Genomic DNA, 15573 nt, shown 5'->3' on the forward strand with positions numbered 1-15573 from the left:
ACATGTTGCCGAGCAGGTCGCCGAGGCCACCGCCGCCGTTCATGTCGCCGACGTTGAACGAGAACCCGCCGGGGCCGCCGCCGGGTTGTCCTCCGCCGAACCCGCGGGCGGGCCCCATCGCCCGGACCTCGTCGTACTCGGTGCGCTTGGCGTCGTCACCGAGCACGTCGTACGCGGCGGAGACGTCCTTGAACTTCTCCTCGGCGACGGTGTTGCCGGGGTTCTTGTCGGGGTGGAGGTCGGCGGCGAGCTTGCGGTACGCCTTCTTGATCTCCTTCGCCGTGGCGTCCTTCGAGACACCGAGGGTGTCGTAGTAGTCCTTCTCGAACCATTCACGTTGCGGGCTCATCGTCGTCCTCCTCTCACGTCATCTGGTGTCCGGGGTGTGGATCAGTCCGTCGTCTTGACCATCGCAGCTCGGAGGGTCTTGCCCTTCCATCGGTACCCGCTGCGCAGCACCTCGGCCACGACCGCGTCGCCACCCGATCCGACCTCGTGGGCGACCGCTTCGGCCACCTCGGGGTCGAACGGTTGTCCGTCGAGATCGACCGCTTCGAGACCCTGCTTCTTCAACTCGAGCAGCATCTGGTTGAGCAGTGGACCGATCTCCTCGGGATGACGCACGAACGCCGCCTCCGCTGCGTCGAGCACCGGGAGCAACGCCTCGGCGAGCCGCCCGGACGCACGGTCGGCATCGGCTTGCGCGCGCACCGTCGACTGCTTGCGGAAATTGTCGAAGTCGGCCTGGATCCGCTGCGCCATCGACTTGTACTGATCGCGCTCCTCGAGCAGCGCGAACACGTCGACGTCGGAGATGTCGATCGCGTCGACCGCATCGGCGAGTGCCTGCTCGGCATCGGCCTCGGTCGTCGGCCGGACAGCACTCTCGGTCACGTCGTCGACCTCGCTGGCGCGGTCGGTCTCGTCCTGTTGACCCTGGCCGGCGCTGCCGTCGGCCCGTCCCGCCGCCGCCGAAGCGGCGGCAGGATTCGAGACGTCCGGATCGTGGACGTCCGGGTCGTAGTTGTCGCCGTCGCCGGTGTTGCCCGGCCGGCCATTCGGTTGGTCGGACATGGCGATCCTCAGTTCTCGTCGTCGTCGTCGACGACTTCCGCGTCGACGATGTCGTCGTCGGTACCGTCGGCGGCGCCGGTGTCCCCGGCGTTGTCCTGGCCCGAGGCCGAGCTCCCGGCGCCATCGGCGTCCTTCGCAGCGGCCTCGTAGAGCTTCTGGCTGAACGCCTGGCTGGCGGACATGAGCGTGTCGGTCGCCGTCTTGATCGCCTCGTTGTCGTTGCCCGACAGCGCGGTCTTCAGGTCGGCGAGCGGGGTCTCGACCGCTTCCTTCTCGGCCGCCTCGACGCTGTCACCCTGATCGCGCAGGACCTTCTCGGTCTGATGCACGAGCGACTCGGCGTTGTTGCGGATCTCGGCCTCTTCTCGCCGCTGCTTGTCCTCCTCGGCGTGCGCTTCGGCGTCCTTCACCATCTGCTCGATGTCGTCCTTGTTGATGGTCGACTGGCCGGTGATCGTCATCGACTGTTCCTTGTTCGTCGCACGATCCTTCGCGGACACGTGGACGATGCCGTTGGCGTCGATGTCGAACACCACCTCGATCTGCGGCACACCGCGGGGGGCGGGCGGCAGGTCGACGAGCTGGAACTTGCCGAGCGTCTTGTTGTACTGCGACATGTCGCGCTCGCCCTGAAGCACGTGGATCTCGACCGACGGCTGGTTGTCCTCAGCGGTCGTGAAGACCTCGGAGCGCTTCGTCGGAATCGTGGTGTTCCGCTCGATGAGCTTGGTCATGATCCCGCCCTTGGTCTCGATGCCGAGCGACAACGGGGTGACGTCGAGCAGCAGGACGTCCTTGACGTCGCCGCGCAGGACCCCGGCCTGGATGGCCGCACCGATGGCGACGACCTCGTCCGGGTTCACGGTCTTGTTCGGCTCCTTGCCGGTCAAGCTCTGCACCAGGTCACCGACGGCGGGCATGCGCGTGGAGCCCCCGACGAGGATCACGTGGTGGAGGTCGCCCTGCTTGACGCCGGCGTCCTTGAGCGCCTGCTCGAATGGAACGCGGCAACGCTCGATGAGGTCGGCGGTCATCTCCTGGAACTTCGAACGGGAAAGGCTCTCGTCGAGGTGCAGGGGACCGTCGGCCGTGGCGGTGATGAACGGCAGGTTGATCTGCGTCGACTGCGTCTGGCTCAGTTCGATCTTGGCCTTCTCGGCCGCTTCCTGCAGACGCTGAGCAGCCATGCGGTCCTGGCTCAGGTCGACACCGTGTGCCGCCTTGAACTGGTCGACCAGCCACGTGATGATCCGCTGATCCCAGTCGTCGCCACCGAGTTCGGTGTCGCCGTGGGTCGACTTGACCTCGAACACGCCGTCACCGATCTCGAGCACGGACACGTCGAACGTGCCGCCACCGAGGTCGAACACGAGGATGGTCTCGTCCTCGGAGCCCTTCTCGAGGCCGTAGGCGAGCGCGGCTGCGGTCGGCTCGTTGATGATCCGCAGGACTTCGAGGCCGGCGATCGTGCCGGCTTCCTTCGTGGCGGTGCGCTGCGCGTCGTCGAAGTACGCGGGAACCGTGATGACGGCCTGCGTGACCGTGTCGCCGAGGTAGCTCTCCGCATCGCGCTTGAGCTTCATCAGCGTGCGGGCGCTGATCTCCTGGGGTGTGTACTGCTTGCCGTCGACGTCGTCGGTCTTCCAGGACTCACCGATGTGCCGCTTGACGCTGCGGAAGGTGCGGTCCGGGTTGGTGATCGCCTGACGCTTCGCGACCTCACCGACGAGGACTTCACCCGTCTTCGAGAATGCGACGACCGACGGGGTGGTGCGTGCACCCTCGGAGTTGGGGATGACGACGGGATCGCCGCCCTCGAGAACCGAAACGACCGAGTTGGTGGTTCCGAGGTCGATGCCGACTGCTTTGGCCATGGTGCTGTGCTCCTTGATGAGGGATGGGTGGTTCGAAACCCGGCCGGAGCCGAAGTGTTCAGATCTTGATGTGGCTCCACTCAAGATAGAGGGCCCGAAGCGCCGCGCCAACCCATCCGACAGAAAACTTGAGTGTTGATGACTCAACTTCGGCGCGACCTCGCCACCGCCATCTCCCCCGCCGCCTCTACAGACCCGCCTCGGCGAAATTTCGTGGGATCGTGACGGCAGCCGTCCAGATCGCACGAAATTCGCGGTCGACCATCCCGCCGAGCCGCGCATTTCGACACATCGTGACGGGGAGCGTCACGATCCCACGAGATTTCCCGGCGTGCGGGCTGGGCTTCGAGCGCGGTCAGCCGAGGCGCTCGGGGCCGAACGAGGCCGGGAGGAGTTCGCCGAGGGGGACCGTGATGACGACACCGTCGACGGTCGTCGCGTGGACCCGGGTCTCGGCGTCGGCGAACTCTCGGATCTTCTGACGACAGCCGCCGCATGGTGTCCCCGGTGTGTCACCGCCCGTGACCGTCACGACGTCGGTGATCGTCGGGGTCGACTCGCTCCCGACCACCATCATCGAGATCGCACCGCCCTCGGCACACACGCCTTCGGGATACGCGGCGTTCTCGACGTTGCAGCACGCGAACACGTCGCCCGTGGACGTCCGGATCGCGGCGCCGACCCGATAGTTCGAATACGGGCTGTGCGACCGCTCGCGGGCGTCGAGGGCCACGGCGAAGAGATCGGCGACCAGCGGCTCGGACGCTGCGACGGTCGTCGGAGGAAAGGTGCGCTCGCTCATGCCCACAGACTGGCAGGCACGGTGCACGGCCGCCGAGCGAAGAGCGGGATTTCGTCTCCCGCGTGCGCCGCCGCTCGAACCCCATCACATCACGACACCGCTCGCCCACCGCCGTCCACCCGGCCGGCTGCCGGTTTCCTAGGCTCACGGCATGGCCTTGCCGACTCTGATGCCGCACCCATCGTTCTCCGGACGTCCAGGACCCGTCCTCGTCGTGGTCGCCGACGGAGTGGGCGTCGCCCCGGCCGGCGAATCCAACGCGGTCACCCAGGCGACGACACCGACGCTCGACCGCCTCGGTGCGAGCGAGCTGTACACCGAACTGGCGGCCCACGGACCCGCGGTCGGGCTACCGACGGCGGACGACATGGGCAACAGCGAGGTCGGACACAACGCGCTCGGCGCCGGTCGCATCTTCGCCCAGGGCGCCAAGCTGGTGAACAAGGCGATCAGCACCGGCGCGATCTTCGACTCCGAGGTGTGGCACGACGTCGTCGCACGCGCCCTCAACGCCACCCTGCACCTGATCGGCCTCCATTCCGACGGTGGCGTCCACTCGAGTCTCGACCATCTCGATGCGTTGCTGCGCCAGGCCGCGTCCGCCGGGGTGACGAGTTGTGCCGTCCACATCCTGCACGACGGTCGCGACGTCGATGCCCGATCAGCGCTGCGCTACATCGACCGGACCGAAGCCGTCCTCGCCGAGCTCAACGCCGGCGGGGAGGACCGCAACTTCCGCATCGCGTCCGGCGGCGGGCGGATGAGGATCACGATGGACCGCTACGAGGCCGACTGGCCGATGGTCGAACGCGGGTACCGCTGCCACGTCCACGGCGAGGGTCGCCCGTTCGGAAGTGCGCGCGAAGCAGTCGAGACGATGTACGGCGAGTCCGACGCCGGCGACCAGTACCTCGCCGAATTCGTCGTGGTCGACAGGAACGGAGCGCCCGTCGGCGAGATCGTCGACGGTGACGCGGTCGTCCTGTTCAACTTCCGCGGCGACCGCGCCATCGAGATCTCACGCTCCCTCGAGGAACCCGACTTCGACGTCTTCGATCGGACCGGCGACGACGGACGTCCACATCCCGACATCTCCTTCTCCGGCATGTTGCAGTACGACGGCGACGCGCTGATCCCGAAGCGGTACCTCGTGGCTCCCCCGAGCATCGACCGGGTGATGGGAGAGTTCCTGTGCGGCGAAGGGGTGCGGACGTTCGCGATCAGTGAGACCCAGAAGTTCGGCCACGTCACCTACTTCTGGAACGGGAACCGCTCCGGCTACATCGACGAGACACTCGAGACGTACATCGAGATCCCGTCCGACAACGTCGAGTTCGACACGACACCGGCGATGAAGGTCCGCGAGATCACCGACGAGACGATCGACCTGCTCCGCTCGGGCGAGTACCGGTTCGGTCGGCTGAACTATCCGAGCGGCGACATGGTGGGTCACACCGGACATCTGCATGCGACCGTCGAGGCGATGGAGGTCATCGACGAATGCATGGCCCGTCTGATCGACGTGATCGACGACCTCGGTGGGGTCCTGATCTACACCGCCGATCACGGCAACGCCGACATCATGTTCACGGAGACGGCCTCGGGAGATCGGCTGCCCAAGACGTCACACACGCTGAGCCCGGTCCCGTTCGCCATCCATGATCCGAACTACGACGGCGAGTACCACATGACCGATGGCGGCCCCGCGACCGACCACGGCCTCGCGAACGTCGCGTCGACCGTGTTCAATCTGCTCGGCTACGAAGCACCGGCGGACTACCTCCCCAGCCTGATCGACTTCTGAACGGCTCCCAGCGTCACGGGGTCCGCCGAACGCAGGCGTGATGGCCGCTCAGCTCTCCCAGTCGGGGCCGAAGTAGAACGACGGGATCCGTTCCGCCCGATACGCGGTGTAGACCGCACCGGGTTCGGACTTCAACTCCCACACGACGTCGCCGCCCGACTCACCGGTCGGAACGATCTCGCGGATCAGGAGATGCAGAGGATCCTCCGGCGTCGAGGGGTTCGTCCCGATCCCTCCGTGCGTCACGAGGACGTCACCGTTCTCCAACATGTCGGCATCGGAGATGAACGACGAGTACACCGGTGTGCCCTCATCGTCGAGGTCGATGTTCTCCCACACCTGCCGGGCCGACCAGTCGTCCGGATCGTCCGATGAGTCATCGACCTCGTAGATCACGGCGCGGCTGTACGGCGGGTTGTCGGGGTCGTCCTCGGACGTTCCGGGCCGATGGTTGCCGTTGTCGTACACGATGAGCGACCCGTCCTCGTTCACCTCGACGGCGTGCTGGTAGTACGTCGGTTCGCCGTCGAGCGGCATCGTCGCGCCGGCCCCGAGGATCCAGCGGAGCTGGGACTGGGGCCCTTCCTCGTCGAGGTGGTCGAACGCGACGATCTGGTCGGTGTGGCGCGACGAGATGATCACCGCGTCGCGGTCGGGGTCGTAGACGACGCTGTTCGCGTGCGTCCAGTCACGGGTGTTCTCGCCGGCGAAGATCCCTTGGTCGACGCACAGTTCACGTCCGGGGAACTCGTCGATGTCGATGACGTCCCAGAGGTCCCACGTGCGCACGACCCGACCGGATGGTTCGAACTCGACCGCGACGTCGCTGACCGCGTCGAACGGGACATCGTCATCGGGACAGAAGGTCACGCGCTGCTCGGGGGTCAGTTCGTGGATCGTGGTCGAGAGGGTCAGCACGTTGCCGTTCGGCATCGGCCAGTTCTCGTGGTGGACCCCGCTGATGTCGATCCAATCGGTGCGAACACCGGTTGCCTCGGCATCTCCGGGGTTTCCTTCCAGCGCGGCGAGCCCGCCCTGCGCCTCGACCTGATCGGGATCGACGTTCTCCACGACCAGTTCGTCCTCGACGGTGTCGCCGCTTGAGTCCGACGGCTGCGGCCGCCAGTTCGTGACGACGTTGCCGGCGACATCGACCTCCCTGATCCCGAAGGGCCAGTAGAGCATGTTGAACGTACCGGCTGCGGTCGGCTCGACGGCTCCGAGCGACCCCGTGTTCACGTAGTACCAGACGACTTCCCCCTCGTTGTCGTACGCGACCACATGTTGGCCCGACGGCGGGTCGGCCTGTTTGTCGAACTCGACCAGCGTGTAGCCGGGAGCGGCGCGGTCAGCGTCGATGGTGAGCTGATGCTCGCCGAACCAGTCCGGCAGTGCGCCGGTCGTGAACTCACCTTCGGCATCGGCACCGATCGGCTCACCTGCTTCGTCGACCGCAGTCGCAGAGATCTCGTACGTTCGCTCGGCGCGCATTCCGACGAGTGGGATGACGTGCTCGGTGGCCGACAACGCCGTGCGTGGCACCTCGACGACGTGACCATCCGAGGTGGCGGTCACCTCGATCTGCGCCGGGACCTCGGAATCGATCGACAGAGTCGCAGCGAGTCCGATGGAGGGGCTCGCCTCGACGGTCATCTCCAGCGCGGTGACATCGGAATCGTCGTTCGGGTCCCCCGCCTCCGCCGAACCCTCCGGGACGACCTCGCCGCTCGCATCGTCGACACTGGTCTCTGGGCCACTCACATCCGTGTTCGAGGTGGACGACTCGACGGCGTCACCGTCGCTGGAGCACGCGGCGAGGACCAACGCGAGTGCGACGAACGGGGCGGCGTGTCGAGTTGTCACGGCACTGATTGTGGCCGTTCGTCGGCCCGTCCGCTGCAACCTTCTCGAATCAGATGGCCATGGGCATTCGGGGTTTGTCCGATGGACCGTTCCGGGTTGCCTAGTGTGTCCACCCATGGCCAACAAGAAACAGCACCTCGAGAGCCTGCGGAGCGTGGCGCTCTTCAGCGCCTGTTCGAAGAAGGACCTCGACAAGGTCGCGAAAGCGACCGACGAAGTCGAGATGACCGCGGGGACGATGATCATGGATCAGGGTCGCTTCGGTCGCGAAGCATTCGTCATCGTCGACGGCGAGGTCGTCGTGAAGCGCAACAACCGCAAGGTCGCAACGCTCGGTCCCGGCAGTGTCGTCGGTGAACTGTCACTGCTCGACAAGGGGCCGCGCACGGCGACGGTGATCTGCGAGACGGATTGCACGCTGCTCGTCATCGACCAGCGCCGCTTCATCGGCGTCCTCGACACGATCCCGGCGATCTCACACAAGCTGATGGACAGCCTTGCCGGGCGCATCCGCGATCTCGACCGCCAGTACTACGGCTGAGTTCTCCGTCCGCATCACGAGCGGCGCAGCGGTTCCCGACTTCGGGCGGCACCACCGCGACGCGCCGCGTTGCCCGGTCTCGACAGGGCAGGAAATGGCTGCGACAGCTACCCGCGGGTAGCTTTGTGGCCGCATGAGTACCACGGTCGAGAACACCACCGACGCCCCGCCGAAACGGATCAAGCCACATCAGCTGGCGATCATCCTGTTCACGGCGATCGCCCTGTTCACGGTCGTGTCGGGCATCCTCCCCCAGATCACCGGGTGGGAGAACGAGAACGCGGTCCACCGCACCGTTTTCGTGAACATCCCAGGCCCGATCCAGGTCGCCTTCTACACCGTGGTTCCGGTGTTGCTCGTGTGGGTCGCGATCATGTTCTCGAACCGCATCCGCAACTGGGAGCGCGGCGCTCCGGCGCAGCGCAAGACGACGCCCAAGAATGTCGGGCGCAGGATGAAGGACTTCCGCGCCGGCGTCTACATGCAGACGCTGCTGCGCGATGCCGGTGCCGGCGTCATGCACTCGATGATCTACTTCGGGTTCCTCGGTCTGCTCGGAGTGACGACGGTGCTCGAGATCGATCACCAGATGCCCGAGGAACTCAAGTTCCTGCACGGCGACGTCTACCGCGGATACGCGGCCTTCGGTGACTTCATGGGCCTCGTGTTCCTGGGTGGCATCTGCTGGGCACTGGTACGTCGGTACGTGCAACGGCCGTACCGCATCCGCATCAAGTCGAAGCCCGAGCACGCGGTCATCCTCGGCACGTTCTTCGCGATCAGCATCACCGGATTCGGGACCGAGATGTTCCGCATCGCGCTCGAGGGCAACCCGAGCTACGAGAAGTGGAGCTTCGTCGGCTACCCGCTCAGCACGCTGGTCGACGGCTGGAGCGTGAGCACGCTCAGCACGTGGCAGCAGTGGTGGTGGATCCTCCACGTCGCGAGCTTCGTCGTGTTCCTCGCGATCCTGCCGATCACGATGCTGCGCCACATGTTCACGTCACCGATCAACACGTATCTCAAGGACAAGGACCGCCCGAAGGGTGCGATGCGTCCGATGCCGAACCTCATGGAGACCGAGCTCGAGTCGTTCGGTGCGAGCGTCGTCGAGGACTTCACCTGGAAGCAGCTGCTCGACCTCGACGCCTGCACGATGTGTGGACGCTGCACGTCGGTCTGCCCGGCGCATGCCACCGGCAAGCCGCTCGACCCGCGCGAGATCGTGCTCAAGGCGGGCGAGGTCATGGCCGCAACCGGCACGCCCGCCGTGTCACCGCCGCTGGGCACGGTGCCCGAGGTCAAGGTCACGGCCAACTCGCTGTTCGAGCGGATCACCGCCGAGGAGCTGTGGGCCTGCACCACCTGCAAGGCCTGTGACGAGATCTGCCCGGTCAACATCGAGATCACCGACAAGATCTTCGATATGCGGCGCTACCTGTCGCTGATGGAGTCGAACTTCCCCGCCGAGCTCGGCAACGCCTACCGCGCGATGGAGAACCAGGGCAACCCGTGGGGTCTCAACCAGGGTGAGCGGGCCGACTGGGCCGAGGGAATCGACGGTGTCGAGATCGTCGATCCCGGATCGCCGTTGGCGTCGGAGTACCTCTACTGGGTCGGCTGCGCCGGTTCGTTCGACGACAAGAACAAGAAGGTCACCCAGGCGATGGCGAACCTGCTGCGCCGCGCCGGGATCGACGTCTCGATCCTCGGTCCGTCCGAGATGTGCACCGGCGACTCCGCCCGCCGCTCGGGCAACGAGTACCTGTTCCAGATGCTGGCCCAGCCGAACGTCGAGATGCTCAATGGGATGGGCGTCAAGAAGATCATCACGCAGTGCCCGCACTGCTTCAACACGCTCCTCAACGAGTACCCCCAGATCGGTGGGAACTACGAGGTCGTCCACCACACGCAGCTCCTCGAGCAGTTGATCGACTCGGGTCAACTCGACGTGTCACAGGCGACGCTCGACGAGCGGATCACGTACCACGACTCCTGCTACCTCGGTCGCCACAACGACGTCTACGTCGCGCCGCGCAAGGTCGTCGGCTCGATCAAGGGCGTCGAGGTCGTCGAGATGCAGCGCAACGGCACGAAGGGCATGTGCTGCGGTGCCGGTGGCGCACGCATGTGGATGGAGGAGACGACGGGCACGAAGGTCAACGACGAGCGCGCCGCCGAGGCCTTGTCGACCGGCGCATCTCGCGTCGCCACCGCGTGCCCGTTCTGCTACATCATGATGGACGACGGCGTGAAGGGTGCGGGGATCGAGGACGACCAGGTCAAGGTCGCCGACATCGCCATCCACCTGGTCGATGCACTCGAGCAGGGCGAAGCGGCATTCCACGCCGGGAGCGCACCGCTGCTCGACTCCGAGAACTCCCCCGTCGCCGGCGCCTGAACGCAACCTGATCCGCGAGCGGTGCGGCGCGTAGCCTCGCGGAGGTGAGCGCACATCAGTACGACGCGACGACGGTGTCGATCGTCGTCGACGTCACCGTGATCGACGCCCCGTGACCCCGTCTCAGCGGGTCGGTCTCGCCGACGACATCACCGAACGATGGGCGACCGTGCGCGGCCCGCTCTTCACCGACATGTACGAGTTGGCGATGGCGCAGGTCTACGTCGCCGAGGGGATCTCGGAGCGCCGAGCCCAGTTCGACTACTTCTTCCGATCGGCACCCGACTACGGCACGCACCAGGCCGGCTTCTGTGTGACCGCCGGGCTGGGACCGTTCCTCGACTGGCTCGACGCCTCGAGGATCGAAGCGCGACACGTCGAGGCGCTGGCGAAGATGGAGTCGACGACGGGCGAGCCGGTGTTCAGCGCGGCATTCCTCGAGTGGCTGGCCGCGCCCGAACGGTTCGACGGGATCGAGATCAACGCGATCGCCGAGGGCCGGGTGGTGCACGCTCACGAGCCGATCGTCACCGTGACCGGGCCGCTGGCCGTCTGTCAACTCCTCGAGACCTCGCTGCTCAATCATCTCAACTACCCCACGCTGATCGCGACGAAGGCCGCTCGGGTCGTCCAGAGCGCGCGCGGTGGCACGGTGCTCGAATTCGGCATGCGCCGCGGTCCGGCCACCGGCGTGAACGAGGGGATCCGCGCGACGCTGATCGGCGGATGTGCCTCGACCTCCAACGTCGAGGCCGGCATCGCCCTCGGTCGGCAGCCGAGCGGGACCCACGCGCACAGCCTCGTGCAGGCGTACGTGGCGACCGGTGGCGGCGAGCTCGGCGCGTTCCGGGCGATGGCGTCGAGTGCCCCGGACGGGTGCATCCTGCTCGTCGACACGATCGACACGCTCCGCTCGGGCGTCCCGAACGCGATCACCGTGTTCGACGAACTCCGGGCGAACGGACACGAACCCGTCGGCGTGCGCCTCGACTCGGGCGACCTCGCGTTCCTCGCGGTCCAGACCGCCGCGCTGCTCGATCAGGCCGGGTATCCGGGTGCCGCGATCGTGCTGTCGAGCGATCTCGACGAGTTGACGATCTGGCAGATCCTGACCCAGATCGGCGATGATGCAGCGCGGATCGGCGTGGATCCCGATCCGATCCGACAGCGCCTGGTCTACGGGGTCGGGACGCGGCTGATCACGTCACACGGCTCGGGTGCGCTGAACGGGGTCTACAAGCTGGTCGGGCTCGAGAACGTGAATGGCTCGTGGGCTCCGGCGATCAAACTGTCCGAGGAGTCGGGCAAGGTGCCGTTGCCGGGGCGCAAGGTCGTGTGGCGCCTCTACGACCGACGCGGTTCGGCGATCGTCGATCTGATCGGCCTCGCCGGTGAGGAACCGCTCGCGTCCGACTCGACCGTGATCCACGATCCGTCGCGCAGTGGTGTGAGCCAGACCCTCCACCGCGCCGAGATCTCCCACATCGAGGAACTCCAGCACGTCGTCGACCGCGAGCCGGGGTCACCCTCGATCGACGAGTTGGCGCAGCGATGTTCGGACGACATCGCGCGACTCGACGTCGGTGTGCGTCGTCTCGTCAACCCGCACCGTTACCACGTCAGCATCACCGACGGCCTCCGTCGACTCCGCGACCAACTCATCGCCGACGCCCGCCCCTGACATGCACATTGGTGCCAGGCACCAATGTGCATCTTCTTGGTGATCAGGTGAAGTTCTCGAAGTAGCGGCTGGGGGTCGGGCCGCGCTGGCCCTGGTACTTCGACCCGTGGGCACCGGACCCGTACGGGTTGTCGGCGGCGCTGGTCATCTGCATGAAGCTGACCTGACCGATCTTCATGCCCGGGTAGAGCGTGATCGGGAGGCTCGCGACATTTGCGAGTTCGAGGGTGATGTGACCGTCGAAGCCGGCGTCGATGAACCCGGCCGTCGAGTGGATCAGCAGACCGAGCCGACCGAGCGATGACTTCCCCTCGACGCGGCCGACGAGGTCGTCGGGTACCGCGATCCGTTCGTAGGTGGAACCGAGCACGAACTCGCCGGGGTGGAGCATGAACGCCTCGTCACCGATGCCGTTCTCGTCGGCGGGGATCTCGATGAGTTCGGTGAGGTTCTGCAGGTCTTGCTTCACGTCGATCACACCGCGGGTGTGGTTGCGGAACACCCGGAACAGGTTCGAGATCCGGAAGTCGATCGAGGAGGGTTGGACGAGCGACTCGTCGAAGGGGTCGATGATGATCCGACCGGCGTCGAGCTGTTCACGAAGGGATCGGTCCGACAGAATCACGCCGCCACGCTACCGACCGCAGACGAATCGGTCGGAACCCACATTTCGAGCTTCTCGACCCCGCTCCGTATCAACGGCTGAGACGGATCGGGGTCGAGAACATGTGGGAGCCACGTGCGGACCGTGACACCGGCCAGACCGGACGAGCGGACCGGTCAGACGAGAGAGTGGACCGCGGAGCCCATCAGGTCGATGAAGTTGTCGGCGTAGAACCGATCCCGGATCGCTTCGGACCGGTCGCCGAGACTCCGCTCGAATCGCTCGAATGGACGGCGCCCACCCTCGACGTGCGGGTAGTCGGTGTTGAACAACAAGATGTCCGGGCCGATCTGATCGGTGACCCAACCGACGTCCTCGGTCGGATACGGCGTGACCCGCACCTGCCGTTCGACGAACTCGCGCGGCGTGAGCGACAGATCCCGCAGTCGTTCCTCGTGGCGGCCGAACGCGTCCATCGCCGAATCCATCTGCTTCAGCCAGCTCGGGAGCCAGATGCACCCCTGCTCAATCACACCCACGCGGAGTTGCGGGTGGCGGTCGAGGACGCCGTCGAAGATCATCGTGGCGAGCGTCTGCATCGGCGGGAACGGGATCGCCATGTAGTCGACCGAGCGGAAGTTCTCGGCGCCTCCATGGAAGTCGGGTGGGATCGGGAGCCCGTTGTCGAAGTAGCTCGGGTCGATCAGCGCGCCGGTACCGCCGACATGGAAGACGATCGGAATGCCGGCTTCCTCCGCCTGGCGCCAGACGGGGTCGAGCGAGCGGTGCGACGGCGAATGTCCGGCCGGACACCCGGATGCGACGAGGAGCGCTGCTGCACCCATCTCGATCGCTTCGCTCGCCATCGCCGAAGCCCGGTCGAAGTCGACGAGCGGGACATAGCAGGTCGCCAGAAGTCGGTCGTCGACCGAGCAGAACTCGGTCATTCCGCGGTTGTGTGCGCGTGCGGCTCCGTACGCGAGATCGAGGTCGACCCGACCATCGGGGCCCGGCTGCTCCCACTCGTACAACCGGGAGTTGTGGAACGTGTTGAACAGGAGCTGGCTGTCGACGCCGATGTAGTCGAGCACCCGGGGCCGATCTTCGGCAAGAAACGAGCCGGTCGCCGCGAAGTTCTTGCGGTTCATCACGTCGGTGGCTTCGTCGCTCAGGAACTCCTCCGAGCGATGCCGGTCGGCGAGGCGGGCGAAGATCGCGTCGAGGTCGTCCGGGCTGGGTGCCGCACCGGCGGCCGCATCGCCGGTCTGCGCGAGCTCGTTCGCATACGCGGGAATCTTCAGTCGCTCGCGGATGTCGGGGTCGGCGTGGTCACGCAGCCACGTGGGTGGCTCCATGATGTGGGCGTCGGCGTCGTGGACCCGTCGGCGTTCGATGTAGGCCATCGCACCAGTCTCGCGCTGCCACGGCGTGCGCGCCGCCTCCGTGGACCGAACGGCTTCGACTCCCGTTCTCGACCCCGATTCGTATCAGCGGGTGAGACCGAATGGGTCGAGAAGCGAGGCGAGGAACCGGTGCTCAGCCGGCCTGTACAGCGGCGGCGACCGGATCGTAGAGGAGCGCCGCAAGTTCGTTGCCGGTTCCCGAGTCCGCTTCGATGACGAGGTATGCGCCGTATCCCTCGTCGAGATCGAGCCACGGGACCGAGCCGTACGCTCCGGCGTCGCTGATTCGACCGGTTGCGCGGTCGACCCACCAGCCCATGCCGTATCCGGTGCCTTCACGGGCCGATCCGTCGTAGGCCGCCGCGACCCGGTCGGCGTGCATGGTGTCGAGCGCTTGCTGGCTGAGCACCGTTCCACCCTCGCACTCGCCGCCGCGCAGGTGCATCAACAGCAGTTGCGCGTAGTCGGGTGGGGTGATGTACACGCCGCCCTCCAGGTTCGGGTTGTCGGTCGCCTCGAGGGTCGCCGGGTCGGAGTCGAATTCGACGGGGTAGTCGAATCCACCCGTACCGATCTGTGCGAAGTGATTGTTGTAGGCGAGGGAATCCACGCCACACGGTTGGACGACGAACTCGTCGACCATCTCGGCCCACGACCTCCCCGATGCAGCTTCCGCCACGGCGCCGGCGACCTGCCATTGGGCGCCGCCGTACCGGAATTCCGTGTCGGGAGCGACGACGTCCGCGTCATCGTCGGGAGTGGTGAAGATCGACGCCGCACACTCCTGGAGCGTCCCCGCCGCCAGGTACTGGCAGATGTAGGGGCCGTAGGTCGGATCCGGGAGCAGACCGACGAGTCCCGAGCTGTTCGAGACGAGCTGAGCCGGGGTGATGTCCGGGTTGCCCGCTCCCCACTCGGCCACCGCCGACACCGGCGCGTCCATGTCGAGCAGCCCGTCATCGGCCAAGCGCATCAAGATGCCCGCGGTGATCATCTTCGAGGACGACGCGATGAGTGAGATCCGATCGGGACCGAACTCGCCCCAGTACTCCTCGTCGACGATTCCGTTCTCTGCGTCGACCACGACCAAGCCGGCGCCGTTCAGGCCCCGTTCCTCGACGAAGTCGGAGACGATCGGATCGATGGCCGAGAAGTCGTACGTCGCCGCGTCCGGCTCGGTAGCAGGCGGTACGGTCGGCTCGGGATCGGTCGCAGGAGATGCCACCGAATCAGCGGCAGCCGTGTCCTGCGGCGGTTCGGCGTCGTCGACCGTCGGGACCGCCTCGCTGACACCGGGCGCGGCCGTCGAATCGGATGCATCACCACCATCGCTGCTCGCACACGACGCGGCCAACAGGCCGACCACGATGCTCGACCCGAGGACATGACGAATTCTCATGCTCCGACCGTAGCGACCCGGCGCGATCCCGGGAGGCGTCCACCCGGCGGCACCTCCGGTGACGAGGGGTCGGGCAGACCGGCCGCTCGACCCGCCCGCTCGTCGACGACGCGCCGGTACGCCTCGA

The 15573-nt window shown here is 66.4% G+C and carries 12 protein-coding genes; 4 read left to right on the plus strand and 8 right to left on the minus strand.

What is annotated here, in order from left to right:
* The 4 genes from WBV89_RS11080 to cdd all read right to left on the minus strand — a co-directional run.
* Positions 1–349 (minus strand): DnaJ domain-containing protein (locus WBV89_RS11080; protein ID WP_423981409.1); only part of this gene is annotated, 349 nt, incomplete at its 3' end.
* Positions 350–390: 41 nt separating this feature from the next.
* Positions 391–1074: a nucleotide exchange factor GrpE gene (locus WBV89_RS11085; RefSeq protein ID WP_423981410.1), complete on the minus strand. Its 684-nt coding sequence runs from the start codon at positions 1072–1074 to the stop codon at positions 391–393.
* 8 nt (positions 1075–1082) lie between these two features.
* Positions 1083–2948: a molecular chaperone DnaK gene (gene dnaK, locus WBV89_RS11090; RefSeq protein WP_423981411.1), complete on the minus strand. Its 1866-nt coding sequence runs from the start codon at positions 2946–2948 to the stop codon at positions 1083–1085.
* Between the two features lie 355 nt (positions 2949–3303).
* Positions 3304–3750: a cytidine deaminase gene (cdd, locus tag WBV89_RS11095; protein ID WP_423981412.1), complete on the minus strand. Its 447-nt coding sequence runs from the start codon at positions 3748–3750 to the stop codon at positions 3304–3306.
* A 151-nt stretch (positions 3751–3901) separates the two neighbouring features.
* Here cdd and gpmI point away from each other — a divergent pair, with 151 nt between their 5' ends.
* Positions 3902–5554 carry a 2,3-bisphosphoglycerate-independent phosphoglycerate mutase gene (gpmI, locus tag WBV89_RS11100; protein ID WP_423981413.1) on the plus strand — a complete coding sequence of 551 codons (1653 nt, stop codon included), beginning with the start codon at positions 3902–3904 and terminating at the stop codon, positions 5552–5554.
* A gap of 48 nt (positions 5555–5602) precedes the next feature.
* On the opposite strand, the gene WBV89_RS11105 is transcribed toward gpmI, so the two are convergent.
* Complete coding sequence (locus WBV89_RS11105; protein ID WP_423981414.1) at positions 5603–7417, minus strand: aryl-sulfate sulfotransferase; 1815 nt, start codon at positions 7415–7417, stop codon at positions 5603–5605.
* Between the two features lie 115 nt (positions 7418–7532).
* Between WBV89_RS11105 and WBV89_RS11110 the strand changes: the two genes are divergently transcribed.
* The 3 genes from WBV89_RS11110 to WBV89_RS11120 all read left to right on the plus strand — a co-directional run bounded on the left by WBV89_RS11110 (position 7533) and on the right by WBV89_RS11120 (position 12040).
* The gene (locus tag WBV89_RS11110; protein WP_423981415.1) at positions 7533–7958 is read left to right on the plus strand and encodes a cyclic nucleotide-binding domain-containing protein; all 426 of its coding nucleotides are present in this window, start codon (positions 7533–7535) and stop codon (positions 7956–7958) included.
* A gap of 133 nt (positions 7959–8091) precedes the next feature.
* Positions 8092–10359, plus strand: coding sequence for a heterodisulfide reductase-related iron-sulfur binding cluster (locus WBV89_RS11115; protein WP_423981416.1), 2268 nt, complete (start codon positions 8092–8094; stop codon positions 10357–10359).
* Positions 10360–10471: 112 nt separating this feature from the next.
* Positions 10472–12040: a nicotinate phosphoribosyltransferase gene (locus tag WBV89_RS11120; protein ID WP_423981417.1), complete on the plus strand. Its 1569-nt coding sequence runs from the start codon at positions 10472–10474 to the stop codon at positions 12038–12040.
* Positions 12041–12083: 43 nt separating this feature from the next.
* Here the strand turns inward: WBV89_RS11120 and dcd are convergent, their stop codons facing one another.
* The 3 genes from dcd to WBV89_RS11135 form a co-directional block, all read right to left on the minus strand.
* Positions 12084–12665: a dCTP deaminase gene (dcd, locus tag WBV89_RS11125; protein WP_423981418.1), complete on the minus strand. Its 582-nt coding sequence runs from the start codon at positions 12663–12665 to the stop codon at positions 12084–12086.
* Between the two features lie 155 nt (positions 12666–12820).
* A complete protein-coding gene (locus WBV89_RS11130) occupies positions 12821–14047 on the minus strand; it encodes an amidohydrolase family protein (RefSeq protein WP_423981419.1) in 1227 nt (408 codons plus the stop codon).
* Between the two features lie 133 nt (positions 14048–14180).
* Complete coding sequence (locus WBV89_RS11135; protein WP_423981420.1) at positions 14181–15446, minus strand: serine hydrolase domain-containing protein; 1266 nt, start codon at positions 15444–15446, stop codon at positions 14181–14183.
* Between the last annotated feature and the right edge of the window lie 127 nt (positions 15447–15573).

Origin of the sequence: Ilumatobacter sp. (assembly GCF_049588435.1) — a bacterium.
Lineage (GTDB): Bacteria > Actinomycetota > Acidimicrobiia > Acidimicrobiales > Ilumatobacteraceae > Ilumatobacter_A.